General features: G+C 73.8%; 4 protein-coding genes. All 4 read left to right on the top strand.

Going from position 1 to position 20,328, the window contains the following annotated elements; genetic code table 11:
- Positions 1-316: 316 nt before the first annotated feature.
- On the top strand, positions 317-1,105 hold the full coding sequence (locus ACZ3TI_RS37735) for a thioesterase II family protein (RefSeq protein WP_465734553.1): 789 nt from the start codon (positions 317-319) through the stop codon (positions 1,103-1,105).
- Positions 1,102-1,899, top strand: a complete 798-nt coding sequence (locus ACZ3TI_RS37730) for an AfsR/SARP family transcriptional regulator (RefSeq protein WP_465734551.1) — start codon at positions 1,102-1,104, stop codon at positions 1,897-1,899. Before ACZ3TI_RS37735 ends, ACZ3TI_RS37730 begins: the two co-directional genes overlap by 4 nt.
- Positions 1,900-2,250: 351 nt before the next feature.
- Positions 2,251-16,062, top strand: coding sequence for a type I polyketide synthase (locus ACZ3TI_RS37725; protein WP_465734549.1), 13,812 nt, complete (start codon positions 2,251-2,253; stop codon positions 16,060-16,062).
- The coding region (locus ACZ3TI_RS37720; RefSeq protein WP_465734547.1) for a type I polyketide synthase at positions 16,055-20,328 on the top strand (4,274 nt) is incomplete at its 3' end. The genes ACZ3TI_RS37725 and ACZ3TI_RS37720, both read left to right, overlap by 8 nt.

The following is a 20,328-nucleotide window of genomic DNA, read 5'->3' as shown; positions in this document are numbered from 1 at the left end:
CCGGGCCGCGCGGCCGCGCACACCCCTACCCCGGCGCCGCCGGTCTCCCCTACCCCACCCCGCCACCGGGGCCCCTACCGGGGCGATCCTCAAATCCCGCTCAAATCCGCCTAGGGGCGCGATCGGGGTACCGGGCGGTCCGGCGGCCTCCATAGACTCGCACTGCTCCCACGGCGCACCGGAGTTCCCCCCGAGCATCCGGCCGGCGCGGCCGTACGGAGCCGTTGATCCCCTCATTCCCCGGCCTCATCCCGACAGGTACACGGTGCAGTGGAACGGCGCGCTCGATCGCCCCATTGCGTGGAAGGAGCACCAGATGACGTCCGTTCACAAGGTCACCGGTGAGTGGGTGCGCCGGTTCCACCCCAGCCCCGAGGCCGGACTGCGCCTCGTGCTCTTCCCGCACGCCGGCGGCTCCGCCAGCTACTACTTCCCGCTCTCGCAGGCACTGGCTCCGGACATAGAAGTCCTCGCACTGCAGTACCCCGGCCGCCAGGACCGGCGCGGCGAACCGTGCATCACCAGCGTCCCGGAGCTCGCCGACGCGATCTTCTCGGAACTCCAGCCGTGGACCACCGGTCCGTTCGCGTTCTTCGGCCACAGCATGGGCTCGATCCTCGCCTTCGAGGTCGCCCAGCGCTACCGCAGCCGACTCGGGCGCCGGCCGCTGTGGCTGTTCGCCTCCGGCTACCCGGCCCCCTCCAAGCTGCCCTCCGGCACCGTGCACCGGCGCGACGACGCGGGCGTGGTACGGGAGTTGAAGGAGGTCGGCGGCACCGACCCGCAGTGGCTGGACAACCAGGACCTGCTGGCCACCATCCTGCCCACCGTCCGCGGCGACTACCAGGCCATCGAGACCCACACCTGGGTGCCCGAACCGCCGCTGGACTGCCCGATCACCCACCTCGTGGGCAGCGACGACCCGCACACCTCCACCGCCCAGTCGCTCGCCTGGGAGGACCACACCGGCGCCGAGTTCGCCCGGCACGTCTTCCCCGGCGGCCACTTCTACCTGGAGGAGCACCGGGACGCGGTGACCGACATCGTCGCCACCACCCTCGCGAAGGCCCGCAGCGCCGCCGCCGCGGAAGGGAGCGCCTCATGAGGTACGAACTCCTCGGCTCGCTGCGGGTCGTCGACCCGAACTCCACCACCTTCATCAGCGCCCAGAAGATCGAGACGCTGCTCGCCACCCTGCTGGTCCGCGCCGAGCACGTGGTGACCACCGACCAGCTGATGAACGAGCTGTGGGGCGAGAAGATGCCTCGCCGGGCCTCCGCCGGGCTGCACGTCTACGTCTCCGACCTACGCAAGTTCCTGCACCGGCCGGGCGACCAGGAGGGCCGGATCGTCACCCGTTCCTCCGGGTACATGCTGCGGCTGCACGGCAGCCGGATCGACCACCAGGACTTCCTGGAACTCGCCGACCTCGGCCGGCGGCACCTGCGGGACCACCGGTACGAGGAGGCCGCCGACTGCTTCGAGCGCGGGCTCGCGCTCTGGCGCGGCCCGGTCCTCGGCGACATCGGCGAGGGCCCGATCCTGCGCAGCTTCGGCATCTGGCTCACCGAGGCCCGGCTCGACTGCTCGGAGATGCAGATCCAGGCCCAGCTCCAACTCGGCCGCCACCGCGAGCTGGTGGGCCAGCTCTTCGCGCTGATCGCGGAGAGCCCGCTGCGCGAGACCTTCTACCGGCAGCTGATGGTCGCGCTCTACCGCTCGGACCGGCGGGCCGAAGCCCTGAAGGTGTACCAGTCCGCGCGCCGGATGCTGATCGACGAACTGGGCCTGGAGCCGTGCTCCGCGCTCCAGCAGCTGCACCAGGCCGTGCTGGCCGCCGACGACCGGCTGCTGCTGGCCGACGACCGCGTCCTGGTGGGCAGCAGCCCGGCCGCCTGACGCCCGCTCCTGCCTGCCTGCCTGTCTGCCTGTCTGCCGCACCCGGCGCACCCGGCGCACCGCAGGAGATCCACCCGAGGCCCGGAGGACCCGGGTCGCCCGCTCCCCACCCCGGGGGAGCGGGCGACCCGGGTCCTCCGCGCGTTTGCGCGCCCTTCGGCACCCCCCGCGCTCCTCCGCAGTCCCCCGCTCTCCACCGTGTTCCCGCAGTTCAGCCGCCCCGCAGAGGCGCCGAAGCCGGGGCTTAGAGATCGGCAAGGACGCGGTTAGCCCCCGCGACGACGGTGGTCACGACGAGCGTCCTGACCCGGGTACGCGGCCGGCCCCACTTCGTAGGAGGCAGCGAACGAGATGACTGGTGCCAACGGTTCCCAGAACCTGCCCCTGAAAGCCGAGGACGCGATCGCGGTCACCGGCCTCTCGTGCCGGCTTCCGCAGGCCCCGGATCCCGCAGCGTTCTGGACGTTGCTCTCGACGGGCTCCGACGCCGTCACCGCCGCCCCCGCCGACCGGTTCGGCGACGCGCTGCGCGGCCGCCCCGGCGGGCGGGCCGGCTTCCTCGACCGCATCGACCGCTTCGACGCCGCGTTCTTCGGCATCTCGCCGCGCGAGGCCGTCACCATGGACCCGCAGCAGCGCCTGATGCTGGAACTGGCCTGGGAGGCGCTGGAGGACGCCGGCACCCTTCCCGGTGCGCTGGCCGGCACCCGCACCGGTGTGTTCGTCGGCGCGATCTGGGACGACTACGCCACGCTGCTCCAGCGCAGCGGCGCGCAGTCGCTCACCCAGCACGCCTTCACCGGTGTGCAGCGCGGCGTCATCGCCAACCGGGTCTCGTACACCCTCGGACTGCGCGGCCCGAGCCTGACCGTCGACGCCGCCCAGTCCTCCTCGCTGCTCGCGGTGCACATGGCCGTCGAGAGCCTGCGCCGCGGCGAGTCCACCCTCGCCCTGGCCGGAGGCGTCAACCTGAGCATCGTCCCGGACAGCACTGCGCGCTCGGCCGGCTTCGGAGGGCTGTCCCCCGACGGCCGGTGCTTCACCTTCGACGCCCGGGCCAACGGCTACGTCCGCGGCGAGGGCGGCGGCGTCGTGGTGCTCAAGCCACTGGCCCGCGCACTGGCCGACGGCGACCAGGTCTACTGCGTGATCCGCGGCAGCGCCACCAACAACGACGGCGCCACCCCCGGCCTGACCGTCCCCAGCGCGCAGGCCCAGGCCGAGGTCATCCGGCTGGCCTGCGAGAACGCCCGGATCGAGCCCAGTGCCGTCCAGTACGTGGAACTGCACGGCACCGGCACCCCGGTCGGCGACCCGATCGAGGCCTCCGCTCTCGGCTCCGCGCTCGGCTGTGAACACCCCGCCGAACGCCCGCTGCGCGTCGGCTCGGTGAAGACCAACATCGGCCACCTGGAGGGCGCCGCCGGTATCGCCGGCCTGCTGAAGACGGCACTCAGCATCCACCACCGCAAGCTGCCGGCCAGCCTCAACTACGCCTCCCCGAACCCGGCGATCGACCTGGCCGGTCTGCACCTGGAGGTCCAGCAGGAGTACGCGGACTGGCCCTCGCCCGACGCACCGCTGGTCGCGGGCGTCAGCGCGTTCGGCGTCGGCGGCACCAACTGCCACGTCGTGGTCACCGAACCGCCGACCGCCACCGACACCGCCGCCTCCACCGACACCGACGCCACCGACGCCCGCGAGGACCGCGAGGACCGAGAGGGCCGGGACGCGCCCGCCCTGCTCCCCTGGCCGGTGTCCGGCCGCACCGCGCAGGCGCTGCGCGCCCAGGCCGCCCGGCTCGCCGAGGCCCTGCCCACCGAGGCCCGGGCCGGCGACGTCGCCCACTCCCTCGCCACCACCAGGACGGCCTTCGAGCACCGGGCCGTCCTGCTCGGCACCGACACCGCCGACCTGCGCGAGCGGCTGGCCCTGCTGGCCCGGGGGCAGGACGCTCCCGGGCTGGTCCGCGGCGTCGCCGACGACCGCGGCCGGACGGTCTTCGTCTTCCCCGGCCAGGGCTCCCAGTGGGCCGGCATGGCCCTGGAGCTGCTGGACGCCTCCCCCGTCTTCCGCGAGGCCGTCACCGAGTGCGCCGACGCCCTCGCCGCGTACGTCGACTGGGACCTGCTGGACGTGCTGCGCGGCGCGCCCGGTGCGCCCGGCCTCGACGCCGTCGACGTCGTCCAGCCGGTGCTGTTCTCGGTGATGGTCTCGCTGGCCCGCCTCTGGCAGTCCGTCGGCATCCGCCCCGACGCGGTCGTCGGCCACTCCCAGGGCGAGATCGCCGCCGCGTACGTCGCCGGGGCGCTCAGCCTGGACGACGCCGCCCGGGTGGTCGCCCTGCGCAGCCGCGCCATCACCGCGCTGGCCGGACAGGGCGGCATGGCCTCGGTCGCGCTGCCGGCCGAGCGGGCCGAGGAGTTCATCGCCCCGTGGGGCGAGCGGCTCGCCCTCGCCGCCGTCAACGGCCCCGGCGCCGTCGTGCTCTCCGGCGACGCGGCCGCGATCGACGAACTGCTCGCCGCGGCCGAACGGGCCGAGGTCCGGGCCCGCCGGATCCGCGTCGACTACGCCTCGCACTCCCCGCACGTCGAGGCGATCCGCGAACGGCTGCTGAGCGAACTCGCACCGATCCGCCCGCGCGGTGGCGACATCCCGTTCTACTCCTCGCTCACCGGCGGGCTGCTGGACACCACCGGGCTCGACGCCGACTACTGGTACACCAACCTGCGCCGCCCGGTCCGGTTCGACCGCGCCGTCGCCGCGCTGCGGGCCGCCGGACACCGCACCTTCATCGAGAGCAGCCCGCACGGCGTCCTCACCCTCGCGCTCAGCGAGACGCTGGAGGACGACGCCACCCGGCCGGGGCTGGTGCTCGGCACGCTGCGGCGCGACGAGGACTCCTGGCGCTCCTTCCTCGGCGCGCTGGCCGAACTCCACGTCCACGGCGCCACGGTGGACTGGTCGGCGCTGCTCGGCCGCGGCACCCCGCAGCGGATCGCCCTGCCCGGCTACGCCTTCCAGCGCCGCCGGTACTGGCCCAAGCCGCCGGCCGAGGGCACCGCGACCGAGACCGTGTTCTGGCCCGCCGCCGACGAGGCCGAGCCCGAGGAGCGGCCGCTGCCCGCCGCCGGGTCCTCGTGGGCGCGCCGCCTGGACGGCCTCACCGACACCGAGCGGGAGGAGGCCCTGCTCGACCTGGTCCGCTCCAGCGCGGCCATCGTGCTCGGCCACCTCAGCGCGGACGCCGTCGACTCCAGGCGCACCTTCAAGGAGCTCGGCTTCGACTCCGCGCTCGGTGTGGAGCTGCGCAACCGCCTGGTCGCCGCCGTCGGACTCGCCCTGCCCGCCGCGCTGGTCTACAACCAGCCCACCCCGGTCGCCGTGGCCCGCCACCTGCTCGACCGGCTGGCCGGCGGCGAGGCTGCGGGAACCGCCGAGACCGCCACGGCCGGCGACGAGCCGATCGCCGTGATCGGCATGGCCTGCCGCTTCCCCGGCGGGGCCGACTCCCCCGAGGCGCTGTGGCGCCTGGTCGCCGACGGGGTCGACGCGATCGGCGACTTCCCCGACAACCGCGGGTGGAACCTCTCCGACCTGTACGACCCGGAACCCGGCACCCCCGGCAAGACCTACGCCCGCTACGGCGGATTCCTCTACGACGCGGACCGCTTCGACGCCTCCTTCTTCGGCATCACCCCGCGCGAGGCCACAGCGATGGACCCGCAGCAGCGCCTGCTGCTGGAGACCGGCTGGGAGGCCTTCGAGCGGGCCGGCATCGACCCCGCACAGCTCAGCGGCAGCCGCACCGGCGTGTTCGTCGGCGCGATGCCCGCGGAGTACGGCCCCCGGCTGCACGAGGGCGGCGAGACCTACGGTGGCTTCCTGCTCACCGGCACCACGTCGAGCGTCGCCTCCGGCCGCATCGCCTACACCCTCGGGTTCGAGGGCCCGGCCGTCACCGTGGACACCGCGTGCTCGTCCTCGCTGGTCGCCCTGCACCTCGCGGCGCAGGCGCTGCGGCAGGGCGAGTGTGGCCTCGCCCTGGCCGGCGGCGTCGCCGTGATGTCCAGCCCCGGCATGTTCGTCGAGTTCGGCCATCAGCGCGGCCTGGCCACCGACGGCCGGTGCAAGGCGTTCTCGGCCGCCTCCGACGGCACCAGCTGGTCCGAGGGCGCGGGCATGCTGCTGCTGGAGCGGCTCTCCGACGCCCAGGCCGCCGGACACCCGGTGCTCGCCGTGATCCGCGGCTCGGCCGTCAACCAGGACGGTGCCAGCAACGGCCTCACCGCCCCCAACGGCCCCTCCCAGGAGCGGGTCATCCGTACGGCGCTCGCCAACGCGCGGCTGTCGGCCGACCAGGTCGACGCCGTCGAGGCGCACGGCACGGGCACCACCCTCGGCGACCCGATCGAGGCGGAGGCCCTGCTGGCCACCTACGGGCGGGCACACGACGCCGAACGGCCGCTCTGGCTCGGCTCGTTGAAGTCCAACATCGGCCACGCCCAGGCCGCGGCCGGCGTCGGCGGCGTGATCAAGATGGTGCAGGCCATGCGGCACGGCGTGCTGCCCCGCACCCTGCACGTGGACGAACCCACCCCGCACGTCGACTGGACCAGCGGCGCGGTCTCGCTGCTCACCGAGGCGCGCGACTGGCCGGAGACCGGGCAGCCGCGCCGGGCCGCCGTGTCGTCCTTCGGCATCAGCGGGACGAACGCCCATGTGATCCTGGAGGCCGCACCGCAGAGCCCCATCGAGGAGGACGAAGCCTCCGAGGTGCAACCGCCGCTCCTGCTCTCCGCGAAGAGCGAGCCGGCCCTGCGCGAACAGGCCGACCGGATCCGCGAGTTCATCGACTCCGACAGCCACCGGCACCCCGCCGCAGTCGCCCGGGCCCTGGCCTCGGGGCGGACGCTGTTCGCGCACCGGGCGGTGGTGTTCGGTGCCGACCGGGCGGAGCTGCTGACCGGACTGGCATCCGTGGCCGAGGGTTCCACCAGCCCGCACGCCGTCCAGGGGACGGCGCGCGGCGGGAAGGTCGCCTTCCTGTTCACCGGACAGGGCGCGCAACGCCTCGGCATGGGCCGCGAGTTGTACGAGAACCAACCCGTGTTCGCCGCCGCCTTCGACGCGGTCTGCGCCGCACTGGACCCGCACCTGGAGCGGCCGCTGCGCGAGGTCGTCTTCGGCGACGAGGACGCCCTCAACCAGACCCGCTACACCCAACCCGCCCTGTTCGCCCTGGAAACCGCTCTCTTCCGGCTCTACGAATCCTGGGGCGTGACACCGGACTTCGTCACCGGCCACTCCATCGGCGAACTCACCGCCGCCCACGTCGCCGGAGTCCTCAGCCTCGGTGATGCGGCCCGACTGGTCGCGGCCCGGGCCCGGCTGATGCAGTCCGCCCCCGCCGGCGGCGCCATGATCGCCATCCAGGCCACCGAAGACGAACTCCGCGAACACCTCACCGACACCGTCTCCATCGCCGCCCTCAACGCACCCGACTCCACAGTGGTCTCAGGCGATCCGGAAGCCGCCGAGCGGATCGCCGCACACTTCAAGACCCTCGGGCGCAAGACCCGCAGACTCACCGTCTCCCACGCCTTCCACTCCCCCCACATGGACCCCGTCCTCGACGCCTTCCGCACCGAAGCCGCCCAACTCACCTACCACCAGCCCACCATCCCCGTCATCTCCAACCTCACCGGCCAACTCGCCGACCGCCTCACCGCCCCCGACTACTGGGCCGAGCACATCCGCGAGGCCGTCCGCTTCACCGACACCCTCCGCACCCTCGCCGACAACGGCGTCACCACCTTCGTGGAACTCGGCCCCGACCCCGTCCTCACCGCCCTCACCCACACCACCCTCGACGAGGCCAACCCCCTCGCCATCAGCACCCTCCGCAAGGACCACCCCGAAACCCACACCGCCACCACCGCCCTCGCCACCCTCCACACCCACGGCCACCCCGTCACCTGGCCCACCCTCGACGGCACCACCACCGACCCCGCCGACCTCCCCACCTACCCCTTCCAACGCGAGCGCTACTGGCTCAAGCCCGCCACCGGCACCGCCGGAGCGGGGGCACTCGGGCTCACCGCCATCGAGCACCCGATGCTCACCAGCCAGACCGAACTCCCCAACGGGCGCGGCTACCTGTTCACCGGCCGACTCTCCGCCGACAACCCGGCGTGGGCGCCGGAGCACGAGATCTACGGCACGTACATCCTGCCCGGCGTCTCCTTCGTCGACCTGCTGCTGCACGTCGCCCGGATCGTCGGCTGCGACCAGATCGAGGAGCTCACCCACCGCACCTTCCTGGCCATCCCCGAGCAGGGCGCGCTCCAGGTGCGGCTGGCGGTGGACGCCACGGACGAGTCGGGTGCTCGCAGCTTCGCGCTGTACTCGCGCGCCGAGGAGGCCGAGCCCGGCACCGACTGGACCCTGCACGCCACCGGCTCTCTCGCGGTGGGCGAACCGGCCGGCGCCTTCGAGCCGTTCGAGGACGGCGACTGGCCGCCCGCGGACGCCACGCCGCTGGACATGACGGAGTTCTACACGCGGATCACCGATGCCGGCTTCGGCTACGGCCCGCTGTTCCGCTCGCTGCGGGCAGCCTGGCAGGACGGCGACACCACCTACGGCGAGGTGGCCTTCCCGGCCGACGTCGACGCCGGCGGCTACGGCGTCCACCCCGGCCTGCTGGACTCGGCGCTGCAGCCGGCCGCCCTCGTACTGGGCGCGACCCCGGCCGAGGACAGCATCCGGGTGCCGTTCTCCTGGAGCGGCGTCGCCATCCACTCCGTCGGCGCGACCCGCCTGCGGGTACGGCTCTCCCGGCCCACCCCCGACACCGTCTCGCTGGACATCGTCGACCACACCGGTGCGCCCGCGATCACCATCGGCTCGCTGGCCATGCGCGCCGTGGCCACCGACCAGATGGCCGCCGCCGCCCAGGCGACCACAGCGCAGGAGCTGTACCGACTCGACTGGGGTCCCCTGCCCGCCCCGCTCCCGGCGGCCGGCACCGAGCGGCACTGGGCGGTGCTCGGCGACACCACGCTCACCGAGGCCCTCCGCAGCGCCGACGCCACCGTCACCGGATACCCGGACGCGCTCTCGCTGTGCGCCGCCCTCCGCGCCGCCGAGCCCGGCACGGCCCCGCAGCTGGTACTGGTCCCGGCCCTGGACGACCCCGACGTCACCGCCGGGCGTGCCCACCGGATCACCACCGACGTCCTGGTCACCCTCCAACAGCTGCTCGCCGACGAGGAGTTCACCGCCAGGATCGCCGTGGTGACCCGGCGGGCGGTCTCCGTCGCCAATGCCCAGCAGGTCGACCTCGGTGGCGCCGCCGCGTGGGGCCTGGTGCGTACCGCACAGTCCGAGAACCCCGGGCGGATCGTCCTGGTGGACCTGGACGACGCGCCCGCCTCAGCCACCGCCCTGCCCGCCGCCATCGAGCTGGGGGAATCCCAACTCGCCCTGCGGGACGGCACGGTGAATGTCCCCCGGCTCACCCGAGCGGCCGCGGCCGAGCCGACCGGGCCGGCCTTCGACCCCGAGGGGACGGTCCTCGTCACCGGCGGTACCGGCGCCCTGGGCTCGATGCTGGCCCGGCATCTGGTGGCCGAGCACGGCGTGCGGCACCTCCTGATCACCAGCCGGCGCGGCCCGGACGCACCGGGAGCCGCCGAACTGTCCGCCGAGCTGGCCGAATTGGGCGCCACCGTACGGATCGCCGCCGGCGACGCCGCCGACCCGCAGGCCCTTGCCGCGTTGCTGGACGCCGTACCGGCCGCGCACCCGCTGCGCGCCGTCGTGCACTGCGCGGGCGTCCTCGACGACGGGACCATCCCGACGCTGACCGCCGACCGCATGGCCGCCGTCCTCACCCCCAAGGCCGATGCCGCCTGGAACCTGCACACCGCCACCCAGGGCCTGGAACTGACGGCCTTCGTCCTCTACTCCTCGGTCGTCGCCACGCTCGGCGCCCCCGGCCAGGGCAACTACGCGGCCGCCAACGCCTACCTGGACGGCCTGGCCGCGTACCGCCGGGCCCAGGGGCTGCCCGCGACCTCGCTCGCCTGGGGCCTGTGGGCCGAGTCCGGGGGCATGGGCGGCACGCTCGGCGAGCAGGAGCAGCAACGCATGGCCCGCACCGGTGTCGTCCCGATGCCGGACGCCCAGGGTCTGGCCCTGTTCGACGCCGCGCTCGCGCACGACCGGGCCCTGCTGGTCCCCGCCCAGCTCAACGGAGCCGGGCTGCGCGCCCAGGCGAGCGCAGGCACCATCGCGCCGATCTTCACCGCGCTGTACAAGCCGCGTCCGCGCCGCGCGGCCGAGGCAGGCCCCGCCGTCGGCGAGCACGGCCTGGCGCAGGAGCTGCTGTCCCGCGGCGAAGCCGAGCAGGGTCCGTTCCTGCTCGACTTCCTCGGCCGGCACATCGCCACCGTGCTCGGCCACGACCCGTCCACCGCGATCGACCCCGAGAGCTCGTTCAAGGACCTCGGCTTCGACTCGCTGACCGCCGTCGAGCTGCGCAACACGCTCAGCAAGGCGGTCGGCATCCGACTGCCCGCCACCCTGACCTTCGACCACCCGACGCCCGGCGCGATCGCCCGCCACCTGCGGGAGGAACTGCTCAGCTCCGCGGTTCCGCAGGCCAAGCCGGCCTCCGGCACCCCCGGCCGGAGCCGGACGGCGAAGAACGACGACCCGATCGTGATCGTCGGCATGGGCTGCCGGTTCCCCGGCGGCGCCGACTCCCCCGAGGCGCTGTGGCGGCTGGTCGCCGACGAGGTCGACGCCGTCGGCGACTTCCCGGACAACCGCGGCTGGGACCTCGACGCGCTCTTCGACCCGGACCCGGAGGCGATCGGCAAGACCTACGCCCGCCAGGGCGGATTCCTCTACGACGCCGACGAGTTCGACGCCGAGTTCTTCGGCATCAGCCCCCGCGAGGCCCTCGCCCTCGACCCCCAGCAGCGCCTGCTGCTGGAGACCGGCTGGGAGGCCATGGAACGGGCCGGCATCCTGCCGGGCACCCTGCGCGGAAGCCAGATCGGCGTGTTCGCGGGCGTGATCACCCAGGAGTACGGACCGCTGGTGCGCACCGGCACCGAAGGGGTCGAGGGGTACCTGCTCACCGGTTCCACGGCCAGCGTGGCCTCCGGCCGGCTCTCCTACGCCTTCGGCTTCGAGGGACCGGCCATCACCGTCGACACCGCGTGCTCCTCGTCCCTGGTCGCCCTCCACCTGGCCGTCCAGGCCCTGCGCAACGGCGAGTGCACCATGGCCCTCGCCGGCGGCGTCACCGTGATGGCCAACGCGGGCATGTTCCTGGAGTTCAGCCGGCAGCGCGGGCTCGCTCCCGACAGCCGGGCCAAGTCCTTCTCCGGCGCGGCCGACGGCACCATCTGGGCCGAGGGCGCGGGCATGCTGCTGCTGGAGCGGCTCTCCGACGCGAAGGCCGCCGGGCACCAGGTGCTCGCGGTCATCCGCGGCACCGCCGTCAACCAGGACGGCGCCAGCAACGGCCTCACCGCCCCCAACGGGCCCTCGCAGCAGCGGGTCATCCGCACCGCGCTCGCCGACGCCCGGCTCACCGCCGCCGAGATCGACGCGGTCGAGGCGCACGGCACCGGCACCAAGCTGGGTGACCCGATCGAGGCGCAGGCCCTGCTGGCCACCTACGGCCAGGCACACACACCCGAACAGCCGCTCTGGCTGGGCTCGTTCAAGTCCAACATCGGCCACGCGCAGGCCGCCGCCGGTGTCGGCGGGATCATCAAGATGGTCGAGGCGATGCGCCACGGCGTGCTGCCCCGCACCCTGCACGTGGACGAGCCCACCCCGCACGTCGACTGGGAGTCCGGCGCGGTCTCGCTGCTCACCGAGGCCCGACCGTGGCCCGAGACCGGCCACCCGCGCCGCGCCGCCGTCTCCTCCTTCGGCATCAGCGGCACCAACACCCACGTCATCCTGGAGGCGCCGCCCGCCCCCGCTCCCACGATGACGACCGAGTCCGAAACGGCCCCCGTCGTGCCGCTGCTCCTGTCGGCCAAGAGCCCGGCGGCGGTGGCCGCGCAGGCGGCCGGCCTGCGTGACTGGCTGGCCGCACACGAGGACGCCTCGACCGCCGAGGCCTCGGCACTGCTCAGCACCGGGCGGACGCTGTTCCCGCACCGGGCGGTGGTGTTCGGTGCGGACCGGGCGGAGCTGCTGGCCGGGCTGGCGGCTGTGGCCGAGGGTTCGTCCAGCCCGCAGGCCGTCCAGGGGACGGCGCGTGGCGGGAAGGTCGCCTTCCTGTTCACCGGGCAGGGCGCGCAACGCCTCGGCATGGGCCGGGAGTTGTACGAGAACCAGCCCGTCTTCGCGAGCGCCTTCGACGCGGTCTGTGCCGCACTGGACGCCCATCTGGAGCGGCCGTTGCGCGAGGTCGTCTTCGGCGACGAGGACGCCCTCAACCAGACCCGCTACACCCAACCCGCGCTGTTCGCCCTCGAGACCGCCCTCTTCCGCCTCTACCAGTCCTGGGGCGTGACACCGGACTTCGTCACCGGCCACTCCATCGGCGAACTCACCGCCGCCCACGTCGCCGGAGTCCTCAGCCTCACCGATGCGGCCCGACTGGTCGCGGCCCGGGCACGGCTGATGCAGTCCGCCCCCGCCGGCGGCGCCATGATCGCCATCCAGGCCACCGAAGACGAACTCCGCGAACACCTCACCGACACCGTCTCCATCGCCGCACTCAACGCACCCGACTCCACGGTGGTCTCAGGCGATCCGGAAGCCGCCGAGCGGATCGCCGCACACTTCAAGGCCCTCGGGCGCAAGACCCGCGGACTCACCGTCTCCCACGCCTTCCACTCCCCCCACATGGACCCCGTCCTCGACGCCTTCCGCACCGAGGCCGCCCAACTCACCTACCACCACCCCACCATCCCCGTCATCTCCAACCTCACCGGCCAACTCGCCGACCGCCTCACGACACCGGACTACTGGGCGGAGCACATCCGCCAGGCCGTCCGCTTCACCGACGCCGTCCGCACCCTCGCCGACAACGGCGTCACCGCCTTCCTGGAACTCGGCCCCGACCCCGTCCTCACCGCCCTCACCCGCACCACCCTCGACGACACCGTCGCCATCAGCGCCCTGCGCAAGGACCACGCCGAAACCCGCACCACCACAGCGGCCCTCGCCACCCTCCACACCCACGGCCACCCCGTCACCTGGCCGATCCCCACCCCCTCCGGCACCACCGTCCGCACCGCCGACCTCCCCACCTACCCCTTCCAACGCGACAGCTACTGGCTCAAGCCCGCCACCCGGTCCGCCGACCTGGCCTCCGCCGGCCTGACCACGACCGACCACCCGCTGCTGGGTGCGGCCGTCGTCCTCCCGGACGGGACCAGGCTGTTCACCGGCCGTGTCTCGCTGAAGCAGCAGCCGTGGCTGTACGACCACGTGGTGTTCGGCACGGTCGTCCTGCCGGGGGTGGCCTTCCTCGACCTGCTCGCGTACGCCGGCGGACAGGCCGGGTTCGGCCGGATCGACGAGCTCGTCCACCACGCCTTCCTGGCCGTGCCTCCGCAGGGTGCGCGGGACGTGCAGATCACCGTCGGCACCCCGGACGAGACCGAGCGCTGCCCGTTCACCATGTACTCCCGGCCGGCCGGTGCCGCGCCGGAGGAGGAGTGGACCCGGCACGCCGGCGGGTACCTCGCCCGGGAGGTCGGGCAGCCGTCCTTCGACCTGTCCGTCTGGCCGCCGGCCGGGGCGACCGCGGTCGACATCGACGAGTTCTACCGGACCTTCATCAACCGCGGGTACGAGTACGGCCCGATGTTCCAGGGCTTCAAGGCCGGCTGGCGGCTCGGCGAGGACGTCTACGCCGAGATCGCGCTGCCGGACGACGGCGACGCGGAGACCTACGGCCTCCACCCGGCCCTGTTGGACTCCGCGCTGCACCCGCTGATGCTCTGGTACGGCGCCGAGGACGGTGTCCGGCTGCCGTTCTCCTGGAGCGGTGTCACCCTGCACGCGACCGGCGCCCGGCACGTGCGGGTGCACCTGTCCCGCCCGGAGCCGGACCTCGTCGCCCTGGAGATCGCCGACCGCTCCGGCGCCCCGGTGATGACGATCGAGGCGCTGGCCATGCGCCCGGTCGGCGCCGGGCAACTGGCTGCCGCCCGCACCAAGCAGCCGGACTCGCTCTACCGGGTGCAGTGGAGCCGGATCGCCGCGGGAGCGGCCCGTCCGGCCGGCCGGCCCTACGCCGTCCTCGGTGACAAGGACCTGGCCGACCGGCTGGTCCGGCTGGGCATCGCCGCCGAGGTGCACGACGGTCCGGGCGCGCTGCAGGAGACGGTGCCCGCGGGGATCGCCGGCCTGCTGCTCCCGGTCTCGGCTGCCGACAAGGCCGCCCAGGACGTCGTCGCCGGGGCGCACGCCACCGCGGCCGCAACCCTGGCGACCGTCCAGGAGTTCCTGGCCGACGAGCGACTGGCCGGGACGGTGCTGACCGTCCTCACCGAGGGCGCGATCGCGGCCCGGGACGACGAGGACGTGCCCGACCTCACCGCCGCCGCGATCTGGGGCCTGGTGCGCACCGCGCAGTCCGAGAACCCCGGCCGGATCGTGCTGGTGGACCACGACGGCGACGCCCCGTCCCTGCGCGCCCTGCCCGCCGCCCTCGCCGGTGACGCCCCACAGGTCGCGCTGCGTGCCGGCGAGCTGCTGACGCCCCGGCTCGCCCGGGCCTCCGTCACCGCGGAGACGCCCGTCCCGCTCGACCCGGCGGGCACCGTGCTGATCACCGGCGGCACCGGCACCCTCGGCGCGCTGATCGCCCGCCGACTGGTGACCGACCACGGCGCACGGCACCTGCTGCTCGTCGGCCGACGCGGCCCGGATGCCCCGGGTGCCGTCGAACTGGTCTCCGGACTGCAGGAGTTGGGCGCCGAGGCCACGGTCATGGCCTGCGACACCGCCGACCGCGACGCGGTGGCCGCGCTGATCGGCGCGATCAGGCCCGAGCACCCGCTGACCGCGGTGGTGCACGCGGCCGGCGTCTTGGACGACAGCACGCTCCCGTCGCTCACCGCCGAGCGGCTCGACGCGGTGCTGCGGCCGAAGGTCGACGCGGCCTGGCACCTGCACGAGGCCACCGAGCACCTCGACCTGCGGGCCTTCGTCCTCTTCTCCTCCGTGGCCGGTCTGATCGGCAACGCCGGGCAGGCCAACTACGCGGCCGCCAATACCTTCCTGGACGCCCTCGCCGCCCACCGCCGCGCCCGTGGCCTCGCCGGCATCTCGCTGGCCTGGGGCCTGTGGGAGCTGGAGAGCGGCATGGCGGGCGCCCTGGACGAGGCCGGGCGGGCCCGACTGACCCGGGGCGGCATCGCACCGGTGCCGACCGCGCAGGCGCTCGACCTGTTCGACCTCGCCCTCGGCCACGACCAGGCGCTGCTGGTGCCGGCCCGGCTCGACCTCACCGGGTTCGGCGGGGACAACCCCGCCGTGCCGCCCCTGCTGCGCGGCCTGGTCGGCACGACCGCACGCCGCCGGGCCACGGACACCGTGGACGCGAACACCTTCCGGCAGCGGCTGGCCGGCCGCGGCGAGGAGGAGCAGGTCCGGATCCTGGAGGAGCACATCCTGGGCCAGCTCGCCACCGTCCTCGGCCACGGTTCGGCGGCGGCGCTGGACGGTCGGACCGGCTTCCTGGAAACCGGCCTCGACTCGCTGACCGCCGTCGAGTTCCGCAACACCCTGAACCGCAACACCGGGCTGCGGCTGCCCGCCACCACGCTGTTCGACTACCCGACCCCGGCCGAACTCGCCGCCTTCCTGCGCACCGAGTTCGCCCCCGAGGCGGCGGGCGCGGCGGGTCCGAACGCGACGGGCGGCACCCCGCCGCTGCTCGCGGCCGAACTGGACCGGTTGACAGCCGACGCGGCCACCCTGCGGTCCGACACCAGGAACGACCTGATCCTGCGTCTGCAGGACGTCCTGGAGCGGCTCACCGAGCTGGACGGGACAGCGACACACGGCCCGGCGGACGACACCGCCGAGCGGATGGACTCCGCGACCGACGACGAGATCTTCGACTTCATCGACAACGAGCTGGGACTGGGGGCAGACGGTGAGTGAGGACAAGCTCCGCGACTATCTGAAGCGGGTCACCACGGAGCTCCAGCAGACCCGGCAGCGGTTGCGGCAGGCCGAGTCCGCCGCCCGGGAGCCGATCGCCATCGTGGCGACGGCCTGCCGGTTCCCCGGCGGCGCCGACACCCCCGAGGCGCTGTGGCGGCTGGTCGCCGACGGTGTGGACGCGATCGGCGACTTCCCCGGCAACCGCGAGTGGGAGCTGGCCGACCTCTTCGACCCGGACCCGGACGCCGCCGGCCGCAGCTACGCGCGCCAGGGCGGATTCCTGTACGACGCCGACGAGTTCGACGCCGAGTTCTTCGGCATCAGCCCCCGCGAGGCCCTCGCCCTCGACCCCCAGCAGCGCCTGCTGCTGGAGACCGGCTGGGAGGCCATGGAACGGGCCGGCATCGACCCGACCGCACTGCGCGGCACGGCAGCCGGCGTCTTCACCGGCGTTTCCAACCACGAGTACGCCTCGCTCGTCCACCAGGGACCCGAGGACGTCGAGGGCTACGTCCTGACCGGCAACACGCTGAGCGTCGCCTCCGGCCGCATCTCGTACACCCTCGGCTTCGAGGGGCCCGCGGTCACGGTGGACACCGCCTGCTCGTCCTCGCTGGTGGCGATCCACCTGGCCGTCCAGGCGCTGCGCAGCGGCGAGTGCACCATGGCGCTCGCCGGCGGCGCCGCGGTCATGTCGACGCCCGGGATGTTCCTGGAGTTCAGCCGCCAGCGCGGGCTGTCCCCGGACAGCCGCTGCAAGTCCTTCGCGGCCGCTGCCGACGGCGTGATCTGGGGCGAGGGCGTCGGCATGCTCCTCCTGGAGCGGCTCTCCGACGCCCAGGCCGCCGGACACCCGGTGCTCGCGGTGATCCGCGGCACCGCGATCAACCAGGACGGCAAGAGCAGCCAGCTCACCGCCCCCAACGGGCCCGCGCAGCAGCGGGTGATCCGGGCCGCGCTGGCCAACGCCCGACTGTCGGCCGACCAGGTCGACGCCGTCGAGGCGCACGGCACCGGCACCCGGCTCGGTGACCCGATCGAGGCCCAGGCCCTGCTGGCCACCTACGGGCGGGCACACACACCCGAACAGCCGCTCTGGCTGGGCTCGTTCAAGTCCAATATCGGCCACGCCCAGGCCGCGGCCGGTGTCGGCGGCGTGATCAAGATGGTCGAGGCGATGCGCCACGGCATCCTGCCCCGTACCCTGCACGTGGACGAACCCACGCCGCACGTCGACTGGGAGTCCGGCGCGGTCTCGCTGCTCACCGAGGCCCAGCCATGGCCCGAGACCGACCACCCGCGCCGCTCCGCCGTCTCCTCCTTCGGCATCAGCGGGACCAACGCCCACCTGATCCTGGAAGCGGCTCCGGAGCGCACCACCGAGGAGGACACAGCCCCCGAGGTGCTGCCGCCGCTGCTGCTGTCGGCGAAGAGCGAGCCGGCGCTGCGCGAACAGGCCGCGCGGCTGGGCGAGTTCCTCGCCACGGTGACGGACGCCGACCGGCTCGCGCAGGCCGCCCGCGTGCTCGCTTCCGGACGGGCGAAGCTGCGGCACCGGGCGGTGGTGTTCGGTGCCGACCGGGCGGAGCTGCTCACCGGACTGGCATCCGTGGCCGACGGTTCCACCAGCCCGCACGCCGTCCAGGGGACGGTGCGCGGCGGGAAGGTCGCCTTCCTGTTCACCGGGCAGGGCGCGCAACGCCTCGGCATGGGCCGGGAGTTGTACGAGAACCAGCCCGTGTTCGCCGCCGCCTTCGACGCGGTCTGTGCCGCACTGGACGCCCATCTGGAGCGGCCGTTGCGCGAGGTCGTCTTCGGCGACGGGGACGCCCTCAACCAGACCCGCTACACCCAACCCGCGCTGTTCGCCCTGGAGACCGCCCTCTTCCGGCTCTACGAATCCTGGGGCATGACACCCGACTTCGTCACAGGCCACTCCATCGGCGAACTCACCGCCGCCCACGTCGCCGGAGTCCTCAGCCTCACCGACGCGGCCCGACTGGTCGCGGCCCGGGCACGGCTGATGCAGTCCGCCCCCGCCGGCGGCGCCATGATCGCCATCCAGGCCACCGAAGACGAACTCCGCGAACACCTCACCGACACCGTCTCCATCGCCGCGCTCAACGCACCCGACTCCACGGTGGTCTCAGGCGATCCGGAAGCCGCCGAGCGGATCGCCGCACACTTCAAGGCCCTCGGGCGCAAGACCCGCAAACTCACCGTCTCCCACGCCTTCCACTCCCCCCACATGGACCCCGTCCTCGACGCCTTCCGCACCGAGGCCACCCAACTCACCTACCACCAGCCCACCATCCCCGTCATCTCCAACCTCACCGGCCAACTTGCCGACCAGCTCACCTCCCCCGACTACTGGACCGAGCACATCCGCCAGGCCGTCCGCTTCACCGACACCCTCCGCACCCTCGCCGACAACGGCGTCACCGCCTTCGTGGAACTCGGCCCCGACCCCGTCCTCACCGCCCTCACCCACACCACCCTCGACGACACCCTCGCCATCAGCACCCTCCGCAAGGACCACCCCGAAACCCATACCACCACAGCGGCCCTCGCCACCCTCCACACCCACGGCCACCCCGTCACCTGGCCCACCCTCGACGGCACCACCACCGACCCCGCCGACCTCCCCACCTACCCCTTCCAACGCGAGCGCTACTGGCTCAAGCCCGCCACCGGCACCGCCGGAGCCGGTCTCGCCTCGGCCGGCCTCGCCACAGCCGACCATCCCCTCCTGGCCGCCGTCACCGAACTCCCCGACGGCAAGGGGCACCTGTTCACCGGCCGGCTCACCGCCGACAACCCGGCGTGGACCACCGAGCACGAGATCTACGGCGCACCCGTGCTGCCCGGCACGGCCTTCATCGACCTGCTGTTGCACGCCGCCGCGCAGGTCGGCTGCAACCGGATCGACGAGCTGACCCACCACGCCTTCCTGGCCATCCCGGAACAGGGCGCGCTGCAGCTGCGGCTGGTGATCGAGCCCGTGGACGGCACCGGGCGGGCGGCCTTCGCCGTCTACACCCGCCCCGATGACACGACCGCACCCGTCTCCTGGACCTGCCACGCTTCCGGCGCCCTCCTCTCGGCGCCCGAGCGCGACGGGGAGAGCCTGACCGTCTGGCCGCCCGCGGACGCCACCGCCGTCGAACTCTCCGACTTCTACGCGCACTTCATCGAGCGCGGCTACCACTACGGCCCGCTGTTCCAGGGCCTGCGCTCCGCCTGGCGGAGCTCCGACGCCGTCTACGCCGAGATCGCGCTGCCCGACGGCTTCGAGCCCGGCGACTACGGCATCCACCCCGCGCTGCTGGACGCCGCGCTGCACCCCGGCGCCCTGGTCCCCCGGACGGGTCCGGATGGCGAGCGGGTCGTGGAGGCCACCGGGCACGTCCGACTGCCGTTCTCCTGGAGTGGGGTCTCCCTGCACGCGACCGGCGCGACCCGGCTGCGGATCCGGGTGAGCGAGCCGACGCCGGGCACCGTGACCATGGCCGTGGCCGACGCGACCGGCGCCCCGGTGATGACCATCGGTGCGCTGACGATGCGCGAGGTCGACCCGGACCGCCTGACCGAGGCCCGGACCGCCCTGTCCGGGGCCGCTCCGCTGTACCGGGTGGACTGGCAGGAACAGGACCTCGGCGGTCGCGGCTCCGCCACCGGCTCCTGGGTCCTCCTCGGCGATGACGCGACCGCTGCCGTGCTCCGGGCCGCCGGTCTCGACCTCGTGCGGCACCTCGACCTGGTCTCCCCCGACGGTGCGGAGGGCGGTGAGGAGGCCGAGGAGGTCGAGCGCACCCACGCGCTCGCGACCCGCGCCCTCACCGCGCTCCAGGACGTCCTCGCCGACGAGACCCTCACCGACGCCCGTGTCCTGGTCGCCCTCCCCCACGGAACCGGCAGCCCGGCGGTCGGTGCCCTGGTCGGCCTCGTCCGGTCCGCCCAGGCCGAGCACCCCGACCGCATCGTCCTCGTCCGCCAGGACGGCACCGACTCGTCCGCCGCCGCGCTCCCGCTCGCGCTCGGCAGCGGCGAGCCCGAACTCGCGCTCGCCGAAGGCATCTTGACCGTGCCCAGGCTGGTCAGGGCTGCCACCCCGGACACCGCCGGAGCCACCCCGCTCGACCCGGACGGCACCGTCCTGATCACCGGTGGCACCGGCACCCTCGGCGCCCTCCTCGCCAAGCACCTCGTCACCACCCACGGCATCCGCCACCTCCTGCTCGCCACCCGACGCGGACCGGAAGC

It is taken from the genome of Kitasatospora sp. NPDC023120 (genome assembly GCF_055560835.1).
The sequence above is the reverse complement of the archived record's forward strand: the minus strand, read 5'-3'. Positions and strand labels throughout refer to the sequence as shown.

What these genes read in the sequence shown, in the direction of transcription:
- ACZ3TI_RS37725 (WP_465734549.1), top strand. Translation starts at nt 2,251, where the DNA reads ATGACTGGTGCCAACGGTTCCCAGAACCTGCCCCTGAAAGCCGAGGAC.
- ACZ3TI_RS37730 (WP_465734551.1), top strand. Translation starts at nt 1,102, where the DNA reads ATGAGGTACGAACTCCTCGGCTCGCTGCGGGTCGTCGACCCGAACTCC.
- ACZ3TI_RS37735 (WP_465734553.1), top strand. Translation starts at nt 317, where the DNA reads ATGACGTCCGTTCACAAGGTCACCGGTGAGTGGGTGCGCCGGTTCCAC.